Source organism: Ensifer aridi (assembly GCF_002078505.1).
In the GTDB taxonomy this organism is placed as follows: Bacteria; Pseudomonadota; Alphaproteobacteria; order Rhizobiales; family Rhizobiaceae; genus Sinorhizobium; species Sinorhizobium aridi.
The window spans coordinates 52,971-71,803 of the sequence record NZ_LUAV01000032.1 but is presented as its reverse complement, the minus strand read 5'-3'; the positions used below and the strand labels follow the sequence as shown (position 1 = coordinate 71,803).

16 protein-coding genes, 4 pseudogenes and 1 riboswitch are annotated in these 18,833 nt (G+C 62.8%); of the genes and pseudogenes, 6 read left to right on the top strand and 14 right to left on the bottom strand.

All coding sequences use genetic code 11. The features are described 5' to 3' along the window. The first annotated feature begins 358 nt into the window (after positions 1-358). On the top strand, positions 359-1,498 hold the full coding sequence (locus AYK65_RS22800) for an RHE_PE00001 family protein (protein WP_081161038.1): 1,140 nt from the start codon (positions 359-361) through the stop codon (positions 1,496-1,498). 13 nt (positions 1,499-1,511) lie between these two features. On the opposite strand, the gene AYK65_RS22795 is transcribed toward AYK65_RS22800, so the two are convergent. Beyond that, positions 1,512-2,027, bottom strand: a complete 516-nt coding sequence (locus AYK65_RS22795; RefSeq protein WP_046117792.1) for a hypothetical protein — start codon at positions 2,025-2,027, stop codon at positions 1,512-1,514. 137 nt (positions 2,028-2,164) lie between these two features. Further along, a complete protein-coding gene (locus tag AYK65_RS22790; protein ID WP_026615829.1) occupies positions 2,165-3,025 on the bottom strand; it encodes a DMT family transporter in 861 nt (286 codons plus the stop codon). A 93-nt stretch (positions 3,026-3,118) separates the two neighbouring features. Here AYK65_RS22790 and AYK65_RS22785 point away from each other — a divergent pair, with 93 nt between their 5' ends. Next, positions 3,119-4,549: an aminotransferase-like domain-containing protein gene (locus AYK65_RS22785; protein ID WP_081161035.1), complete on the top strand. Its 1,431-nt coding sequence runs from the start codon at positions 3,119-3,121 to the stop codon at positions 4,547-4,549. Positions 4,550-4,560: 11 nt separating this feature from the next. Here AYK65_RS22785 and AYK65_RS22780 read toward each other — a convergent pair whose 3' ends face one another. Together AYK65_RS22780 and AYK65_RS22775 are read right to left on the bottom strand one after the other, a co-directional pair. Next, on the bottom strand, positions 4,561-5,895 hold the full coding sequence (locus AYK65_RS22780; RefSeq protein ID WP_026615831.1) for a mechanosensitive ion channel family protein: 1,335 nt from the start codon (positions 5,893-5,895) through the stop codon (positions 4,561-4,563). Between the two features lie 353 nt (positions 5,896-6,248). Continuing rightward, positions 6,249-6,737: a RidA family protein gene (locus AYK65_RS22775; RefSeq protein WP_081161031.1), complete on the bottom strand. Its 489-nt coding sequence runs from the start codon at positions 6,735-6,737 to the stop codon at positions 6,249-6,251. A 178-nt stretch (positions 6,738-6,915) separates the two neighbouring features. On the opposite strand from AYK65_RS22775, the gene AYK65_RS22770 reads away from it, so the two are divergent. Continuing rightward, the gene (locus AYK65_RS22770; RefSeq protein ID WP_026615833.1) at positions 6,916-7,614 is read left to right on the top strand and encodes a TetR/AcrR family transcriptional regulator; all 699 of its coding nucleotides are present in this window, start codon (positions 6,916-6,918) and stop codon (positions 7,612-7,614) included. On the opposite strand, the pseudogene AYK65_RS33270 reads toward AYK65_RS22770, so the two are convergent. Further along, positions 7,611-7,749: pseudogene (locus AYK65_RS33270) on the bottom strand (RNA polymerase sigma factor SigJ); the annotation flags it as partial. The gene AYK65_RS22770 and the pseudogene AYK65_RS33270 overlap by 4 nt on opposite strands. 80 nt (positions 7,750-7,829) lie before the next feature. Here AYK65_RS33270 and AYK65_RS22760 point away from each other — a divergent pair. Together AYK65_RS22760 and AYK65_RS33265 are read left to right on the top strand one after the other, a co-directional pair. Continuing rightward, the gene (locus AYK65_RS22760; protein ID WP_081161028.1) at positions 7,830-8,360 is read left to right on the top strand and encodes a dihydrofolate reductase family protein; all 531 of its coding nucleotides are present in this window, start codon (positions 7,830-7,832) and stop codon (positions 8,358-8,360) included. Positions 8,361-8,569: 209 nt separating this feature from the next. Beyond that, a riboswitch (ZMP/ZTP riboswitch) is annotated at positions 8,570-8,649 on the top strand. Positions 8,650-8,676: 27 nt separating this feature from the next. Next, positions 8,677-9,636: pseudogene (locus tag AYK65_RS33265) on the top strand (threonine ammonia-lyase). Positions 9,637-10,096: 460 nt separating this feature from the next. Here the strand turns inward: AYK65_RS33265 and AYK65_RS22750 are convergent. Then, positions 10,097-10,234 (bottom strand): annotated as a pseudogene (locus AYK65_RS22750) (AhpC/TSA family protein); the annotation flags it as partial. 98 nt (positions 10,235-10,332) lie between these two features. On the opposite strand from AYK65_RS22750, the gene hpaR reads away from it, so the two are divergent. After that, positions 10,333-10,851, top strand: a complete 519-nt coding sequence (hpaR, locus tag AYK65_RS22745; RefSeq protein ID WP_046118093.1) for a homoprotocatechuate degradation operon regulator HpaR — start codon at positions 10,333-10,335, stop codon at positions 10,849-10,851. 26 nt (positions 10,852-10,877) lie between these two features. Here the strand turns inward: hpaR and AYK65_RS33975 are convergent, their stop codons facing one another. The 8 genes and pseudogenes from AYK65_RS33975 to hpaE all read right to left on the bottom strand — a co-directional run bounded on the left by AYK65_RS33975 (position 10,878) and on the right by hpaE (position 18,790). Then, positions 10,878-11,246: a MoaF N-terminal domain-containing protein gene (locus AYK65_RS33975; protein ID WP_081161024.1), complete on the bottom strand. Its 369-nt coding sequence runs from the start codon at positions 11,244-11,246 to the stop codon at positions 10,878-10,880. 20 nt (positions 11,247-11,266) lie between these two features. Beyond that, a pseudogene (locus AYK65_RS22735) lies at positions 11,267-12,054 on the bottom strand (SDR family NAD(P)-dependent oxidoreductase). A 163-nt stretch (positions 12,055-12,217) separates the two neighbouring features. Beyond that, positions 12,218-13,024 (bottom strand): 4-hydroxy-2-oxoheptanedioate aldolase, encoded by an 807-nt coding sequence (hpaI, locus tag AYK65_RS22730; protein WP_081161018.1) that lies wholly within the window; start codon positions 13,022-13,024, stop codon positions 12,218-12,220. A 10-nt stretch (positions 13,025-13,034) separates the two neighbouring features. Further along, on the bottom strand, positions 13,035-13,838 hold the full coding sequence (gene hpaH / locus AYK65_RS22725) for a 2-oxo-hept-4-ene-1,7-dioate hydratase (RefSeq protein WP_081161014.1): 804 nt from the start codon (positions 13,836-13,838) through the stop codon (positions 13,035-13,037). A 1-nt stretch (position 13,839) separates the two neighbouring features. Then, positions 13,840-14,709 carry a fumarylacetoacetate hydrolase family protein gene (locus AYK65_RS22720; RefSeq protein ID WP_081161010.1) on the bottom strand — a complete coding sequence of 290 codons (870 nt, stop codon included), beginning with the start codon at positions 14,707-14,709 and terminating at the stop codon, positions 13,840-13,842. A gap of 13 nt (positions 14,710-14,722) precedes the next feature. Further along, positions 14,723-16,138: a pyridoxal phosphate-dependent decarboxylase family protein gene (locus AYK65_RS22715; RefSeq protein ID WP_081161007.1), complete on the bottom strand. Its 1,416-nt coding sequence runs from the start codon at positions 16,136-16,138 to the stop codon at positions 14,723-14,725. A gap of 92 nt (positions 16,139-16,230) precedes the next feature. After that, entirely contained in the window at positions 16,231-17,211 is a 981-nt protein-coding gene (gene hpaD / locus AYK65_RS22710) for a 3,4-dihydroxyphenylacetate 2,3-dioxygenase (RefSeq protein WP_081161003.1), read from the bottom strand. Positions 17,212-17,272: 61 nt separating this feature from the next. Continuing rightward, complete coding sequence (gene hpaE, locus AYK65_RS22705; protein ID WP_081161000.1) at positions 17,273-18,790, bottom strand: 5-carboxymethyl-2-hydroxymuconate semialdehyde dehydrogenase; 1,518 nt, start codon at positions 18,788-18,790, stop codon at positions 17,273-17,275. Positions 18,791-18,833: the final 43 nt, after the last annotated feature.

The window sequence follows — 18,833 nt, the reverse complement described above, 5'->3', positions numbered from 1 at the left end:
GATGCCGCGGGTGCCAGTGACTTTCGCGAAGAGAACCGGACCTTCGTCGAGGACGGCGTCGTGTCGTTGTTGACAGCTGTCAACTCCAGAGAATGGCTAGATCACCGTTTCCGTCGGCTCCAAGCTAGGGAGGATGGTATTGTGTTGACAGCTGTCAACAGGCACGTCTCACGACACCGCACGAGCCGCGACGCGCTTGCGGAAATGCCGCTCCACCCGACAAGAGCGCCACAGGATGTTGCGACTGTTGGTATGGCAGCATTGCCGGCCGCAATAGGAGTGGAAAAGCTCCGAAGAGCTGTGACGGAAGAAAATCGCGTGTTACCTTCCGTTTCGCCGACAATGCTTCGTTTACAGAATGAGATACGAGACGCCCGATCCGCTTCATCCGACCCTGTTGCCGGCCCTGATCGCCGCCGAGGATGCACTCGCACGCCTCGATGAACGGACCGCACGGCATGCGGTGGCGGAAGGCTTCCGCGAACGCGGGCAGTTCTTCGATGCCGCCGCGGCACTCTGGGTCGCCGGCGAACTCGTCCATGTCGAGGACCTTGTTCTACACGATTCGCACATGGACGCGCGCGCGCCGTCACATGAATTGACGATCGCCCATGCGGTGTTGCGGACACGGCGCCGCCTGGAGCTGGCGGAAGCCGGCTGGGCCTTGTCCGCCGCCGGGCTCGGTGTCCTTAGGGGCGAGCAGGGGAGTGCGGCCGCAAGCGACGCGCTTGCCGAAATCTCTGCTCCCGGAGCGGATACGGACGAGGCGGAATCGCGGGAGGCGGAGGATGCCGACGAAAACCCGCTCGCCAGCGAGTTTGCCGAACTCGATGCGGCGATCGCGCGGTCCGAGCGCCTCTTGGACATCCACGTCTCTGCCGTCGCCTCGGTGACGCAAACCGCGAAGCCGGAGCCGGAGGGGCAACTCGGGCTGCTCTTCGACGAGGAGTGGGATGAAGCGGCGAGACTCGATGCCTGGCGCGCCGTCCTGCCGCTCGCCGATCAGCTGCCGGCTCCACTCGGCGCGGCGATCCTCTTCGATGCCTGGGAGCGCATCGAACCGCTGCGCCGTCAGCATTGGCTCGGTTCGCTCCTTGTCGGCGTTTATCTGCGCTTTCGCGGCAAGGTCGTTTCACATGTGCTTGCGTTCAACATGGGGCTCAAGACGATCCGTCACGAGCGCCGCCGCTCGAAGGACCGGCTGACGCGGCTCGACGCCTTTCTCGAGGCCATGTCAATGACTGCGGATGTCGGCATGAAAGAGCTCGACCGGCTGTCGCTCGCCAAGACGCAGATGGAGATGCGGATCAGGGACCGCCGGTCCAACAGCAACCTGCCGGGACTGATCGACCTCGTGCTCTCACGTCCAATCGTCTCGACCGCGTTGATTTCCCGGCAGCTCGGCGTGACGCCGCGCGGCGCCCTCAATCTCGTGCGCGAACTCGGCCTGCGCGAGATGACGGGCAGGGGCCGCTATCGCGGCTGGGGCGTGCTCTGAGCTCGCCGAACCCTCAGATCCGGCGCAGATTGATCTCACTTGTCACGACGCGCTTACCCGAATTCGGGTCCTCGTCGATCGTGCTTAGCCGCATACCGTTCTCGCCGAGCTTCTGCACGATCAGGTTAGCGCTGCGGTCGCCGTTGACTTCCCTCGCCCAGCGGACGTTGAAATTGATCGCGTTGCCGCGTCGGCTGCCCGACAGAGCGGACCTGCCGCCTCTCGGGCCGACATAGACGCCGGTGTAGTTCGCGCCATTTGACCTTAAGTCCGCGCTGATCGAGCGCGATACGACAAGCAGGCCGCGGCAGGTTCCTCTCATCGAAAGAGCCGCGCCATTCGCCTGCGAATCGAAGTTGCAGGACACGTTGATCGGTGCCCTGTTGATGCGCACCAGCACCGTGCCGCCGCCGGTCCACCTGCCTTCGAGCGAACCGAGAAAGGCCGTCTCGTCGGCGATGCCAGAGCCGGTGGTGAAGGATAGCGCGCCCAAGGTCAGCAGGAGCCGGATTGTCTTTCGCTGCAACATCTTCGTCGACCTCCCCTTTCGGACGAAACGCTGGAGCGGAATGAACGGCGCAGTGCGCGGAAGGTTCCGGCCCTTCGCTCTTCTTGTTGCGGATCGGCTCGGCTGGAGTACCGCGGCATTCGCGGTTCGGCCTGAAGTCATGCGAACTTTTTTGCGCCGGCGACGCAGGCGACGATCGCAAGCGTGGCGGCAAGCATGGTCCAGCTCACCGTCTCATCGAGCAGCGTTGCCGCCAGTGCCAGTCCGAAGAAGGGCTGCAGCAATTGCAGTTGCCCGACGGCAACGATGCCGCCCTGGGCGAGACCTCGATACCAGAAGACGAAACCGATCAGCATGCTGAAGACGGAGACATAGCCAAGGCCGAACCAGGACGCGGCGTTCAAGCGCGCGAAGCTTGCCGGCATGGTGAGGAGCGCCAGCGCTGTCATGATCGGCAGGGAGAGAACGAGCGCCCAGGAGATGACTTGCCAGCCGCCGAGCTTGCGCGACAGTTGCGCACCCTCGGCATAGCCGAGCCCACAAGCGATGATGGCGGCGAGCATCAGGAGATCGCCTTTCGGCGAGGCGGAAAAACCCTGTCCGAGTGCGAAGCCGATCACGATGGCGCTGCCAAGGCTGGAAAAGAGCCAGAAGGCAGGACGCGGACGCTCGCCACCGCGAAGCACGCCGAAAATCGCGGTTGCAAGCGGCAGCAAACCGACGAAGACGATCGAATGGGCGGAGGTGACATGTTTGAGCGCGAGCGCCGTCAGCAGTGGAAAGCCGACGACGACGCCGAGCGAGACGACGCCGAGCGACAGGAGGTCGTCGCGGCCGGGCCGCTTTTCGCGAAAGGCAAGGAGCAGGCAGAGGGCGATGAGGCCGGCGATCGTCGCGCGGGCGACGGTCAGGAACACCGGATCGAAATCCATGACCGCCACCCGTGTCGCGGGCAACGAGCCGCTGAAGATCATCACGCCCACCAGCCCGTTCATCCAGCCGCTTGCCGTCCTATTCATCCCGATGCTCCTTAAATTCTCCGTCTCGGCCTTTTCTGGTATCGGGCCGCTGGCTCTTCCAGAGACAGTGGAGTACGGTTGCGAAGAACTGTAATGGTAGAAGAGCAGGTACGGATGCGACCGAAGGCGATCGACGGGGAGGGCGAAACGCTGATCGCACGAATCATGGCGACGGTCAGGCACCGGATCGCTGGCCGCAGCTTGACCCCAGGCGCGAAGCTGCCTTCCATCCGTTCCTTCGCCGTGACCATGAAGGTCTCCAAGTCGACTGTGGTAGAGGCCTATGAAAGGCTGGCGGCGGAAGGCTTGATCCGGTCGCGGCCGGGCTCCGGCTTCTTCGTCGCCGCGCCGCTCGCGCCATTGTCGCTTGCCGACATCGGTCCGCGCCTGGACCGGGCCGTCGATCCCTTGTGGATTTCGCGCCAGGCGCTCGAGCCGGGGGAGGGGGTGCTCAGACCCGGCTGCGGCTGGCTGCCGCCATCATGGATGCCGGAGGAGGGGTTGCGGCGGACCCTGCGCGGCCTTGCACGCGGCGCCTCCTCGACGCTTGTCGATTACGGTCCGCCGCTCGGCCTCCTGCCGCTGCGCCAGCTCCTCGCGCGCCGCTTGGCGCAGCACGGCATCGAGGCCCCGCCGGACCAGATCATGCTCACCGAATCCGGCACGCAGGCGATCGATCTCCTTTGCCGTTTCCTCCTGAAGCCGGGCGACGCGGTTATCGTCGACGATCCGTGCTACTTCAATTTCCATGCGCTCCTCCGGGCGCATCAAGCGAAGATCGTAGCCGTGCCCTACACGCCGTCGGGACCGGACATCGACCGTTTCGCCGCGGCTCTCGAAGAGCATCGGCCGCGCCTCTACATCACCAATTCCGCTCTCCACAATCCCACCGGGGCGATGCTCTCGCCGCTCGTCGCGCATCGCCTGCTCAAGCTCGCGGAGCAGTGGCGCCTCACGATCGTCGAGGACGACATCTTCGCCGATTTCGAAGAGACGCCGGCGCCGCGGCTCGCCGCATTCGACGGCCTCGAGCGCGTCGTCCACATAGGCAGTTTCTCCAAATCGCTCTCGGCGGCCGTGCGCTGCGGCTTCATCACGGCGCCGCGTGACTGGATCGAAGCGCTGACCGACCTCAAGATCGCCACGAGCTTCGGCGGTGCGGGTTTTTCCGCCGAGCTCGTGCTGACGCTCTTGAAGGACGGCAGCTACCGCAAGCACATGGAAACGGTCCGCCAGGATATGGCGCGGGCGATGGCCGCTACGGTCGCGAGGCTCGGCGAAATCGGAATTATCCCCTGGATCGAGCCGCGCGCGGGCATGTTCCTCTGGTGCCGGCTGCCGGACGGCATCGACGCAGCGGATCTCGCCAGAAAAGCCCTCGACAAGGGCATCGTGCTCGCGCCGGGCAACGTGTTCAGCCACGCGCAGACTGCGGGCAGTTTCCTGCGCTTCAATGTCGCCCAGTCGCAGGATGAGCGCCTGTTCGGAGAGCTTGCCGCACTCATGGCCGCCGCGCGACGTTGATCCCGAATCGACTAGACGCGCGGTGCCGTGGGTTGGCCGGGCTGCGCAGCCGGTCGAAGAGAGCGCGGCTCGGATTGGGCCGGCGTCTTCATGATGATTTCGCGCGGATCGGGCATCGAAATTCCTGCCGTCTTGAACGCATCCCAGAGCGCCATGAGGACCTGGCCGCGAATGTTCGTCAATCCGTTGCTCGGATCGGAAATCCAGAACCTTAGCCTGAAGTCGAGCGAAGTTCCGCCGAAGCCGGTCATCCAGCAGACCGGTTCGGCATAGCGGCTGGCAACCCGAGGAATGGTTTTGGCAGTCTCGATCGCGACGCGGGCAACCGCATGCGGGTCGCTGTCGTGGGAGGTTCCGAAGTTCACGTCGATGCGGACGTAGTCGCTGGAAAACGACCAGTTCACGACCTGCTTGGAAATGAAGTCCTCGTTCGGGATCAGGTATTCCTTGCCGTCTCTCGTGATGACGGAGACGAAGCGCGAGCGCAGGTCGCGGATCGATCCGAAGGTCTCGCCGAGCGTGATCGTGTCGCCCGGTTTGATGGATTTGTCGAGAAGGATGATGATTCCGGAAATGAAGTTGGACACCACCTTCTGCAGGCCGAAGCCGATGCCGACACCCACCGCGCCGGAAAAGACGGTGAGTGCCGTCAGATCGATGCCCGTGGCGGACAAGGCGACCGTGCCGGCAAAGACAATGAGCCCGATCTTCACCAGCTTGCTGATGAGGACCTTCAAGGACGGCGTGAGATCGGCGGATTTCTGGATCCAGTTCGACGACATGTTGCCGATGAGCACGGCGAGCCAGATCAGCGCCCCCGAAAGTACTATTGCCTTCAGTACGAGCAGCATCGAAAGCCGAACAGCACCGAGGTTCACGGCAACGCTGTCGAGTGCCGTCAGAGCAACGCGGTCCAGCCCAAGTGCGTAGAGCGCAAAATAGAGCCAGCCGACCACGGCAACGACACGGGCCAGCACCTGGTTTCTGATGATGCGCGTGAGGACCACGATGACGAACCAGGCAGCCACGAGGGTGAGGGCTGTGGCGACCAGCCAACGGTAGGACGGCCATCCGAACCGGAGCAGGACGACATCGACGATCCACAACCAGGCAATCAGGAAGAGCCACCGCAGCCGCCGCATGAAGGCGATGATGACGCGCAGTAGGTCCGGATTTCCCTTGATGGTGCGCGCGCGAGCCTCCAGTGTCGGCTCGATGCGCCGTGCAAGGAAACCGGAAGCAAAATAGCCGGCGACGATCAGCGCAAACTGGTAGAGTGTCCACTCGTTGAGAAGGAAAGTGTGAAGCCACGATCGGGCAGTATTGACGGCTTCGACGAAATCCATCGTCTTTCTCGTCGCAATTTTCCTGCCGCATGGGTCGCGATCAGCCCAGATCAGCGAGGGAACATGCGGCTATTCAAAGCGCGCATCCCCCGGCAGCCGAAGGATGCCGAGGCGTTGTGATAACCAGCAGGCTGGCGTTTTGTTCAATCGGAGAGCCAAGCTGTGCACCGGAGAGGGCTCGAGGGTGTCGCCACCGTTCGACCCCGACGGCAATGCCGCCTGGAAACACCAGATCCGAAAGCTCCCCTCATTCCCGCGCTGGCTCGAAGGTGCGGGTGCAGGAAGGGTCAACATTGATTGCATCCGAAATGCTGGAGGCGAAGGGACAACGCCTCCAGCAAAGACGGTGCCCGCTAATCAAGCACGGCCACAGCCTCCACCTCGAACAGCATACTGTCGAGCGCCAGTTTGGGCACGGGGATCAATGTCTGTGCCGGCAGCGCCTCGCCGAACGTTTCCTGGACGTTCTTGGTCAGCACACCCAGCTTGGACTGGTCATGATCGACCACGAAGACCGTGAGCTTGATGACCTGATTGGGTTTCGCTCCGATCCCCTCAAGTGCGGTGCGCAGGTTAGCATATGCCTGTTCCACCTGGACTGCGAAATCGGGCGACAGCGTCCCGGTGCTGTCCATTCCGCTTTGCCCGGAGATATAGGCAATCCGACTTCCGCCGGGAGCGATCACGGCGTGGCTGTAGCCATTAGGGGCGGGATCGTAGAGGCCTTGCGGATTGACGATGGTCAGCTTGAGATCATTCTCATTCGCTGTCGTCGCAGCGGGAACTCCGATGGTCATGGTGATTAGCCCTCCGATAAGCAGATGCTTGATTGCGCGTGACATGATTTTCTCTTGGCTCTGCGGACTGCGAGCAACGTACCCTCGCGGCCGGCATGATTGAACGAACGACTCGTACACGGTACGAGCCATTTGCATCGTACGGCGTACGAGTCAATGGTTTAGGATCGACATCCGTCGCATCGCCGGCCAAGATAGACGCTCTGACCAGCGAGGAAGACGGATGGCAGCAAAACGCAGCGGCGCACGGAGCAAACGATCTCAAGGGATGAGTGTGCGCCTCCAGTCCGTGCAGGAGTCGCGCGGTGAACCGCCTCTCTCTCGGGAACGTATCGTCGCGACGGCGGTAGAACTGCTGGACACCCGAGGGGTCGATGGATTGACGATGCGTCGGCTGGCCGATCGCCTCGGCTCGGGCGTGATGAGCCTATATTGGCACGTCGACAACAAAGAGGATGTCTTTGATCTGGCGCTCGACTCGGTGCTCGAATATCGCGGACCGCCGCAAACAGTCGAGTCTCAAGACTGGCGCGGAGAAGTCGTTCATATGCTCGAGGACTGGCGCGCCAGCATGCTGCGCCATCCTTGGTCGGCATCGCTGTTGCCGCGCCGGGCGCTCGGCCCGAACATCCTCGGTCGCCTGGAACTGCTGAGCAAGACTTTGTCCAAAGCCGGTGTAGCGGACGCAGATCTGAACGTCGCGATATGGTCGCTCTGGAATTATGTGATGGGCGCCACCGTCACTCGGGCGAGCTTCGACCTCTCGGACGACGACAGGGCCGCCGCGCAGCAGCGCCTTACACATCTCAGCGAACGCTATCCGACAATCGAACGCTCTCGTCTGCTGTTGGATGACGATTGGAGTGGCGCCTTCCGGAGAGGCCTCGACTTCCTGCTCGACGGGCTCGCCCCGAAACAATGAACATTCGTCATTTTCTGGACATGGATCGCAGCGACTTTGCCGTGCTCGATATCGAGTGCGGTGGTCTGGACCTCGCCGTCGGCTCCCAGCGTGATGAAGCTGTCCGCCGTCGACGAAACCCACGCGACGAAGCCTCCGAGCCAGTCGTCAACCGCACTTCTGTGCAACGTCGGCTCAAGCTATTCTGAAGAATCCCGGGGTGGAGATTTTGTAGCATGGCAAAGCTCGTCTTTGGAATGAACCAGTCTCTGGACGGTTACGTCGACCACCAGGAATTTGCGCCTGGCCCCGCCCTTTTTCGTCACTGGATAGAGCACGTGCGCGGCCTCTCCGGCAGTGTGTACGGTCGCCGCATGTACGAGGTAATGCGTTACTGGGACGAAGAGCGTCCCGAGTGGAGTGCGGAGGAGCTCGAATTCGCGGCGGCGTGGCGGAGCCAACCGAAGTGGGTCGTGTCGCGCTCGTTGAAGTCGGTTGGCCTTAACGCTACCCTTGTCGAGGACGACCTCGAGGCGGTGATACGTGGGCTGAAGGCTCGGCTCGTTGGGGAGATTGGAGTTTCCGGACCGGACCTAGCGCGAAGCCTAACCGACCTTGGTCTTATTGATGAGTATCGGCTCTACCTCCACCCCGTCGTGCTTGGTCGCGGCAAGCCATTCTTCGCCGGCGCCCGGCCACCGCTTCGCCTTGTGGCCAGCGATCTAATTGGCGAGGACGTGATCAGGTTGACGTACGTTCCTGCTTAATCGCGCGACTCGCCCCGACGGACTGGGCCGACGCGTCAGGTTCGCTTTGGCTCGATAATTGCGGACGAGAGTGTTCGGCTCGACTGGGTCGGCTCCGGCGGAATAGGCCGGCTGTCCTGGCAAGAGATCCTGCTGAGGCGGGTAGCCGCATTGTCGGAGAAAGCGAGGGGCCCATTCCTTGAGAGGACTCGGCCCGAGGGGGCTTATAGGGGCTGCTGCGTTACTGGCGGAGTGTGATGAGAACCATCGGGGAGCGCAGACACGTGAGCCGACCGCCTGGGTCTTACCGAGAAACGGAACCGCAAAGGGGGCCCAAATGCGCCTGGATATCGACCGAATCGAAGCGGCGGCTGCGACCATCAACCAGATCTTCCTCAACACGCCGCAGTACGTTTGTGAAAGTCTGAGCCGGGCGCTGGGCTGCCGGATCGTTCTTAAGGTGGAAACCCTCAATCCCGTGCGCTGCTTCAAGGGGCGCGGCACCGAGGTGGTCCTGGCGCGGCTGCAGTCCCGAGGCGACACAACATCGGTCGTCTGTGCCAGCGCAGGCAATCTGGGTCAGGCGCTCGCCTACGGTGGCCGATTGAGAAACTTCGATGTCACGGTTACTGCGTCCGCGGCGGCCAATGCTCTCAAGGTGGAGAAGATGCGGGCGCTGGGGGCGAAGGTGGTGCTCGTCGACGGGGAAATCGAAGCCGCACTTCAGGCGGCCCTGGAGCACGCCGAGAGGACCGGCGCCTTCCTAGTGTAGGACAGCAAGAATCTCGATACCTGCGAAGGTGCCGCAACGATAGGGCTCGAGCTCGCGGAGCTGCCCTATCAGCTGGATGCAGTCCTCGTCTCCCTGGGTGCCGGGGCGATGGCGACGGGCATCGGTTATGCCCTAAAGTGCCGGCGGCCCGACGTCGACGTCGTCTCCGTCCAGCCCCGGAACGCACCGGCCATGACGCTCTCCTACCGGGCCGGTCGAGTCGTGGATCCCGGCGCCCCGAACACGATCGCCGACGGCGTGGCCGGGCGCTATGTGATCCCCGAGGTTCTTGATGACTTGCTGGACGTCGCCGATGACGCTCTGCTGGTCAGCGAAGAGAGCATCAAGGAAGCCATGCGCCTTCTCTACCTGCACTCGGGATTGGTCGTGGAGCCGGCCGCGGCGCTTGGTGTCGCAGCCCTTCTCGAGGGTCCGGGGCGATATGCCGGCAAGACGGTGGCAACGGTCCTCTGCGGCAGCAATGTCGCGCCCAAGGACTTCGAAACGTGGATCAAAAAGTCCTGAACGCCAGGCCCCGGCCAGGCCAAGCCCCTGCTGAGCAGGAGTCCGCTGCGGGGACGGTTCGATCCTCCAAATGGCTCCTGCCCGCCGGATTTGACATCTGCGATTGTCCGGTTTGGCCGGGTCCGGGCCTGGATGCGATGAGCTCCCGAACGGCGGCTCTGGGTGGGAGCAGTCGTTTGCTGCGGAGTCCATGAGTGGCCGCAAGAGCGGGCGAAGCTGCCGTTAATTTGGTGACGCCCCAAATTGGAGGCGTTTATGCTGTTGCAGCAGACGCCGAGATCCGTCAGCCGCGTGCTCAGGGACTATCGGGAAGAAATTGTCGCGCTCCCCCTTGGTGTTTTGCTAGGATTGGCTTAGCCGTTGCTGCGATAATGGCGTCCGTCGGTTTGGAATTCACGGCGCGGGAGGTCAAACCTTAAAGAGGCGAGGCCCTGTGGCGCCAGCGGTATCGAGCGAGTTCTTAAGCAATCCTGGAAGCTGCTGACATCAATTCCTCAGGATTGGGTGCCTTGAACGTTTGGAGCCCGCTCTCCAGGACTTCGGTGAAACTCCAGCGTACGACGCCGTCCCTGTCGATCAGGAACTCACCGGCAAGCTGCTCCTGGTTGGAAGTCATCATCTAAGTCCTACCTTGGCCTTGCGCTGTATCATTACCATGTTAATCAAATGAGATGATAGTGCGAGCGGATCGGCGAGATGCAACAAAACACACCTGGTGATCACAAACGGCAGTTAGAGCCAAAAACCTCATCCCAAGGGTCTATTCAAACACAGCGGGCGCGCCGCTCTCTGGCGATTGCACTGTTGCGCGCTCGTGAGGCGGTGATGAGTCATTTCCGGCCAATTCTGGCCGCGCATGATGTGACCGAACAGCAATGGCGGGTCATTCGCGTTCTCTATGAAGCTGGAAAACTCGACGCAACGGAAGTGGCGGACAAAGCGTCCATTCTGGCGCCGAGCCTAACGCGGATGATCCGCTCGCTCGAGGAGCGCGGCTTTATCAGCAAGCACAAGGATGATGCCGATGGCCGACGGGTGTTGTTGCAGATCACGTCTACGGGGCGGGAGATCGTCGAGGACGTCATGCCTGAGAGCCTGAAGGTCTATGCCGATATTGATGCCCGCTTTGGCGCGGCACGTGTGGAGCGGCTTCTCGACATGCTGGAAGAGCTGGCTTCGCTGAAGATGGAAAACGGATCACTCGGCGAGGAGTGAGCACCTCGCTAGCGTTCCTTAATTTGTTAAGTATTTATTGGACGTGCCACGCCATCTGTTGCAGTCTTCGGCAGTGCCGACACTGTTGGGAGGCAGAGTTGGACCTGTTGCAGAACCGCAGCCTCGTAGATCGGACCTGGGCACCCACACCTTACGATCAGTGGGTGGCTGACCTTCACAGCATCTGTGGAAGTTTCCGCCCTGTGGGTGCCGCCTTCCTTGCCATCAGACCATTCGACCTTGCCCTTGGCGAAGGCAAGCTCAAGCGTGCGGCCATCGTCAAAGTCGATCTTGTGGGACGAGCCGGCGAGGGCCTCGGTTGCGGGCAAGCGGTTCGTGTCGATGCCGTAGGCGAATTCGTCGTAAGTTTTCCAACCCTTTGGAATTTGGTTCATCGGTACCTGCTCCTCTTAAATCAATCTGCAAAGGCGAGGGTCGGCAAGTCGACGGTGCCGGCGCCGCCATCGACGGTCAGGATCGCGCCGTTGATCATCGATGCTTCCGCCGAAGCCAGGAAGCAGACGCATTGGCGACATCCTCGGCGGTCGCCGGGCGGCCGAGCGGCACGTCCTTGGTGACGAGCGCATAGGCTTCTTCGACGTTCTTCAGCTTGAACTTGTCGACGATGACTTCCATCTGCTCGTCGGCCATCGCCGTCGTCACCCAGCCGGGGCAGACGGAATTGGTGCGTACACCCTTGCGGCCATAGTCGCGCGCCAGCGATTTCGCGAGCCCGATGCAGCCGTGCTTCATCGTGACGTAGCCCGCCGCGTCCGGCCCGGCAAAGAGCCCGGCGATTGAGGCGAGAACCACGATATTACCCTTGCTCTTGATGAGATGCGGCAGGGATTCGCGGGCGCTGACGAAGGCGGTATTGAGATTGAGCCGGACGGCGAGGTCCCAGGTCTCGTCCGACATGCTGATCGTCGGCCCGACACCGTGGCCGCCGGCATTGGCGATCAGGACGTCGAGGCTGCCGAAGGTCTCGACGACCGTTTCGACGGCGGCTCTCATCGCGGCACTGTCGGCCGCATCCGCCGCGATGACGGCGGCGCCGATCTCTTCCGCGACGCCGCGAAGGGGTTCGGGACGGCGCCCTACGAGCGTGACATTGCCGCCCTCCTGCCGGATGCGACGAGCCACCGCCGCGCCGATGCCCGTGCCGCCGCCGGTGATCAAGACAGTCTTGTTCTTGAAACGCATATTCCCTCCTCCTGGCTTTCCGGGGCATCATGATAGGTGCGTGGGGAGACGTCGCGACCGAGCGTGCAGTCCGTTTTGACTGAGCGTGCACAACGCATCACCAGCGCCGAAAATTTGCGTGAAGCACAAGGTCACGCGGCGCCAGGGAGATCGGCGTCAGCGATCAATAGACCTTTGCGTCTGCCGGCGGCTTGGCGGCGTCCGCCTTCTTGAAGTCGTCGAGGAGCCTGGTCGTCGCATTGGCGAGCAGAGTGACGTCGTTGCCGATCGCGACGAAAGTCGCGCCAAGTTCGAGATAGCGCTTGGCAAGGGAGAGATCGCCGATCAGGATGCCGGCCGCCTTGCCGTGAGACTGGATCCTGACGATCGCCTTTTCGACCTCGGCCTGCACCTGAGGTGCGCCAGGCTTACCAAGATAGCCCATGTCGGCCGCGAGATCGGCGGGTCCGATGAAGACGCCGTCGACACCGTCGGTCGAGGCGATGGCGTCGAGCGCTGCAAGTCCGGTTCGGCTTTCCACCTGCAGAAGCAGGCAGATCTCGTCGTTGGCCGTCGCCAGATAGTCGGGGACGCGATTGAAGGCAGAAGCGCGGGCAAGCGCCGCGCCGACGCCTCGCACGCCATGCGGCGGATACCGCACCGCCCTGACCATCGCTTCCGCCATGTGCCTGCTTTCGACCATGGGAATGAGCAGGGTCTGCGCCCCGATATCGAGCATCTGCTTGATGATCCAGGTCTCGCCGATCGGTGGGCGAATTACCGCATGGCTTGCCGTGCCCTTCATCGCCTGCAGTTGCGAGACGAGAAGCGGCACATCGTTCGGCGCGTGCTCGGCGTCAAGCAGCAGCCAGTCGTAGCCGGCGCCGGCGCAGATCTCCACCGTGTATGGATTGGCAAGCGCCTGCCAGAGGCCGATCTGCGCGCGGCCCTCCTTCAGTGCCTGCTTGAAGCGGTTTTTCGGGGCGGGCATCGGTGCCTCCTCAGGCAAAATGAAGGCCTATGGAGCCGTAGGGCCCGAAGTCCCCGACGATCGTATCGCCATGGCGCGCCTCGATCGGCCGGATGAAGGAACCGGCAAGGACGATCTGCCCCGCCTCAATGCCGTCGCCATATTGTGCAAGGCGATTGGCGAGCCATGCGACACCGCGGGCGGGCTGATTGAGAACGCCGGCGCCGAGTCCGGTTTCCTCGACCTCGGCATTGCGAGAGACGATTGCGCCCATCCAGCGCATATCGATCTGATCCGGCCGTACCGCGCGTCCACCCGTGACGATGCCGGCATTGGCGGCGTTGTCGGAGATCGTGTCAAAGACATTGCGGGCCTTCTTTGTTTCCGGATCGACGCGGACGATGCGTGTGTCTAGGATCTCGAGCGCCGGGGTGACGCAGTCGGTGGCATTCAGCACATCGAAGACGGTGACGCCGGGGCCTTTCAGCGGCGCCTTCATGACGAAGGCGACCTCCGCCTCGATTCGTGGCTGGATGAAGCGGTCGGCCGGAACGGTGGCGCCGTCCTCGAAGACCATGTCGTCGAAGAGCACGCCGGAATCCGGGATGTTGATGTTCAGCGCATATTGCATCGCCTTGGAGGTGAGGCCGATCTTCCAACCGATGACGTTCCGGCCGCTATCGATCTTCCGTTTCACCCAGGCTCCTTGGATCGCATAGGCGTCGTCCATATCCATGTCCGGATGTTTGAGCGACAGCAGCCCGGTCTGGAGGCGCGTGCGCTCGGCCTCGTCGAGGCTTTCGACGGCGGCTTCGATTTCGTCTCTGCTCAGCATGTCAAGCCTCGTCGGCAATGGTGTTGCGCAAGATGCCGATGCCCTCGGCTTCGACCTCGACGACGTCGCCGGGCTTGAGCCAGATCGGCGGATCGAAGCGGGCGCCGGCGCCGGTCGGCGTTCCGGTGACGATCACGTCGCCCGGAACGAGCGTGGTGAAGGTCGAGACGTAGTTGATGATCCTGCGGAAGGAGAAGATCATCCGGCTGGTGCGATCGCTCTGGCGCACCTCGCCATTGACCCGGGTCTCGAGTTTGATGTCCGCGATTTGGTCCTCACTCGCGTAAGGGATAAGCCAAGGGCCGATCGAGCCGGTTTGGTCGAAGTTCTTCCCTTGGGTGACGTTGAATTTCGCGTGGCGCACCCAGTCGCGGATCGTGCCCTCATTGCAGAGCGTCAGTGCCGCGATGTGGTTCAACGCCTCTGCTTCACGGATCCGTCGCCCACCCTTGCCAATGACGATCACGATCTCGCCCTCATAGTCGAGCTGCGGGCTCTCGGACGGGCGGATCAGCGGCCGGTCGTGACCGGTGAAGGAGCGCGGGAAGCGGATGAAGAGCGAAGGGTTGGAGGGGGCTGCCTGGCCGTCCTTGTATTCCTCGTTTCTATCGGGAAAGTTGACGCCGACGCAGATCAGTTTTTCCGGCGTCGGGATCGGGATTTCGAAGCGGACCTCTTCGACCGGAAAGTCGGGTTGCAGCGATGCCGCTTCCTCGGCCAGAGAGAGAAGTGCGCCATCTTCGATGACCTGGCGCAAGGTCGGCCACCGAGAGGCGTGACGGGCGGAAAGATCGACAACGCGATCTTCCGCCAGGACCCCATAGCCGGGTCTCCCGTCGCGAGTGAAGCTGATGAATTTCGGGCGGGGCATGCGCTCTCCTTGATCAGGCGATGCGGTCGAGGCTCTTTGCGATTTCGGTGATGACCTCGAAGGCGGTGTCGGCGTCATTCTCGGTCATATCGAACTGCCCGGCCTGGAAACGGATCGCGATCCGCCCGTCGACACGGGTCTGGGTGAGATAGATCCGTCCGTCGTCGTTGATAGCATTGACGAGGGCGAGATTATGGGCGTCGAGGTCGCCTGAGCCGAGGTGCCGGAAGGAGAACAGGGACAGGACCGGATTGGTTACAACCTCGAACCCGTCGTGCCGGCGAAGCCGCTCTGCGAGTTTCTCCGCCCAAGCGACATGGTCGCGGATCATCCCCTTCAGCCCCTCCAGTCCGTGGAAGCGCAGCAGGAACCAGAGCTTAAGCGCGCGAAAGCGCCGGCCGAGCGGCACGGTCCATTCGGAATAGTTGATGATGCCGTCGCGGCCATGGGTCTTCAGGTATTCCGGCTTGATCGCCAGCGTGCGCACCAGATCGTCCGGGGCGCGGATGAAATGCGCCGAGCAATCGAACTGGGCGCCGAGCCACTTGTGCGGGTTGAAGACCACGGAGTCGGCCGCCTCGACGCCGGCCCAGAGAGAACGGAACTCCTCGCAGATCATCGCAGCGCCCGCCCAGGCCGCATCGACATGCACATAAAGCCCGTGGGCATGGGCAACCTTGACGACCGCGCCGATATCGTCGCAGGCGCCGGTGCTAGTCCCGCCGGTGCAGGTGATGACGCCGGCAGGCACGTAGCCGGCCGCCTTGTCGCGGAGGATCGCCGCTTCCAGGGCGGCGCAATCCATCGACCGTTTTTCGCCCCCGACCGGAATGCGCACGAGATTGTCCTCGCCGATGCCGGAGACCCAGATGGCCCGGTCGATCGAGGTATGCACCTGATCGGAGGAATAGATGCGCAGGCGCGGATTGGCGCCGAGACCCGCCTTGTTTCCATTCCATGCGAGCGCTCGCTCGCGCATGACGAGGACGGCGGAAAGCGTCGCGGAGGAGGCGGAGTCCTGGATGACGCCGGCGAAACCCTCCGGCAGCCCGATCGCCTGGCGCAGCCAGTCGAGCACCCTGGTCTCGAGTTCGGTCGCCGCCGGTGAGGTCTGCCAGAGCATGCATTGGGCGGCCATCGCCGTCACCAGATATTCGGCGACGACGGAGACGGGGGCGGCATTCGCTGGGAAATAGGCGAAGAAGCGCGGATGCTGCCAGTGCGTCATCCCCGGCAGGATGATCCGCTCGAAATCGGCAAAGATCGCCTCCATGCTCTCGCCCTTCTCGGGCGGGGCAGCCGGTATTTGCGCCGCGATCCCGCCCGGGGCCGTCTGCGCACGCACCGGGCGGTCGCGCAGCGAAGCCCGGTAGGCGGCGCCCCATTCCGCGGCCTTCTTTGACCATTCGGCGAAGGTGGTGTCATCCATGTCTCTGTCTCCTCCGGGATGTTTAGTCGCCCGGGCTGGTTTTCCCCGGGCGAGTGTTTCCGCCCGGAAGCCTGTCGTGTCGAGTGAGCCCGTCAGGGCGCGATGATCGGCTGCGCCTTGAGGTCGGCGTCTCGCGGCTCGGCGCCGGCGAAGAGGCTGCCATGCTCGAACCAGGATTTCGGCGCCGGTGCGCCCCAGAGCGTCTGGCGCTGCGGGTCCTTCAGGTCCCATTTGATCGGCTCGAGGTCCGGATCGACCGTCTGGTAGTCCGAGCAGTAGATCTCTATGCGGTGGCCGTCGGGGTCGAGAATATACAGGAAGAAGGCATTGGAAATGCCATGGCGGCCGGGGCCGCGCTCGATGTTTGCAACCCATCCCGTGGTCGCCATCAGGTCGAGCAGGTCGATGATGTTGAGCGGAGTCGGCACCCAAAAGGCAGTATGATGTAGGCGCGGCCCGCGGCCGTTGGTGAAGGCGATGTCGTGGACACCGCCCTTACGGTGCGTCCACGCGGCCCACAGACGACCGGTTTCCTCGTCCTCGGTATATTCGGTCACTCGAAAACCGAGCTCGTTATAGAAGGCGACGCTCTCGTCGACATTCGGCGAGAAGCAGTTGAAATGATCGATGCGGAGCGGCTTTACGCCCCTGTAGAGCGCGTATTGCTGGTGGATCGGCGGCAGCCGATCCATCTTCGAATAGAATTCAAGCGGAATGCCAAGGGGATCGCGGGTGCGAAAGCTGCGTGCCTGATAGGGACGTTCGACCCATTCGACCGGCAGGTCCTTGCCTTTGAAGAAATGTGCCGCCCTGTCGAGGTCATCCTCGCTGAACACCTTGAAGCCGAGGTCGCGGGCCTCCGCATTGCCGGATTTGTTCAAGACGATGCAATGATGCCCGCGCTCCTCCATGGCGCGCAGATAGATCGTGTTCGAAGACTCGTCGGTCACCTGCAGGCCGAGCGTGTCGACATAGAAGGCGCGCGATTTGGCAAGGTCGGTCACCCCAAACTCGACATGGGAGAGCCGCACGATGTTGAAGGGCGGGTAGAGATTGGGCTTGGGTATCGGCATCGGGTCCTCCTCCGGCCCGCTCGCCAACGGCGGCGGGTATGTCTGTGATGATTGTTGCTCGTCAACCGCCCAGCTTCTGGATGGCGTGCGGCCTGGTCGCGAAGGCGATGTTCTTCGTCTCCATGTAGAAGTCGAAAGACCAGTCTCCCCCGTCGCGGCCGATGCCGGAATTCTTGACGCCGCCGAAAGGCGTCGGCAGGTGGCGGATGTTCTCCGAGTTCACCCAGATCATCCCGGCTTCCAGGTGATCGGTGAAGCGGAAGGCGCGGGAGACGTCCGAAGTCCAGAGGTAGCCGGTCAGGCCGTACTGGACGTCGTTGGCGAGCGCCAGCGCCTCGTCCTCGCCCTTGAAGGGGATGGCCGTCAGCACCGGCCCGAAAATCTCCTCCTGGGCAATGCGCATGCGATTGTTGGCGCCGGTAAACAATGTCGGCGAGACATAACAGCCGCCGCCGGGACCATCGAATTTGGCCCCACCGGCGGCGATCTTGGCGCCTTCCGACTGACCGATTGCGATATATTCGAGCACCTTCTTCTCGTGCACTGGATGGATGAGCGGACCTATCACCGTTTCCGGATCGAGCGGATGGCCAACCTTGATGCGGGTTGCCTTCTCCGCGACGAGCGCCGTGAATCTGTCGTAGATGCTCTCCTCCACCAGCAGCCGCGAGGACGAGGTGCAGCGCTCGCCGTTGAGCGAATAGATCATGAAGACGGCGGCGTCCGCCGCGCGCTCGATATCGGCATCGGCAAAGACGATCACCGGGTTCTTGCCGCCGAGCTCGAAATGCACGCGCTTCAGCGTATCGGCACCCTGGCGCATGATCATCGAGCCGGTGCGGCTTTCGCCGACAAAGCCGATCGCCTTGATCAGTGGATGTTCGGTAAGAGCCTTGCCGGCATCCTCGCCGAAACCGGTGACGAGGTTCCAGACCCCCCTAGGCAGCCCGGCCTCCTCGGCAATCTCGACGAGCAGGCGTGCGGTTAATGGCGAGAATTCCGCCGGCTTGTGGACGATGGTGCAGCCGGCGGCGAGCGCCGGGGCGATCTTCCAGGTCGACAGCATGAACGGCGTGTTCCAGGGCGTGATCACGCCAACCGGACCGATCGGCACGCGGGTGGTCAGATTGACCTGGCCGTCGGCGCGCAGTGACTTGCCGTCGCGCGCTTCCGGTGCGCGGTCGGCAAAGAAACGGAAATTCTCGGCGCCGCGCAGGGCCGCCTTGGCCATGAACTTCAGCGACTGCCCGGTATCCATGCATTCGACGAAGGCGATTTCTTCGGCGCGCGCGACGATGGCATCGGCGACCTTATGCAGGAGCTTCTTGCGCATCTCGCCCGGCATGGCGGCCCAATCCGCGAAAGCGGCCTTTGCGGCCTTTGCGGCCCGGTCTATGTCCTCGGCCTTGCCGTGTGCTACTTCCGCAAGCGGCTTCAGATCGACCGGCGAGATCGTCTCGAAGGTCGCGCCGTCCGCAGCCGCGACATCCTCGCCAGCGATGCGGTGCAGGACGCCGCGTTTCCTGAACCGTGCGAGATAGTCCTCCGCTTTGGCGATGTTTTCCTGCAATTTCGACATGGTCTGATCCTTGGTTTTTATCGCATCCCCGCCTCGGGGTCGG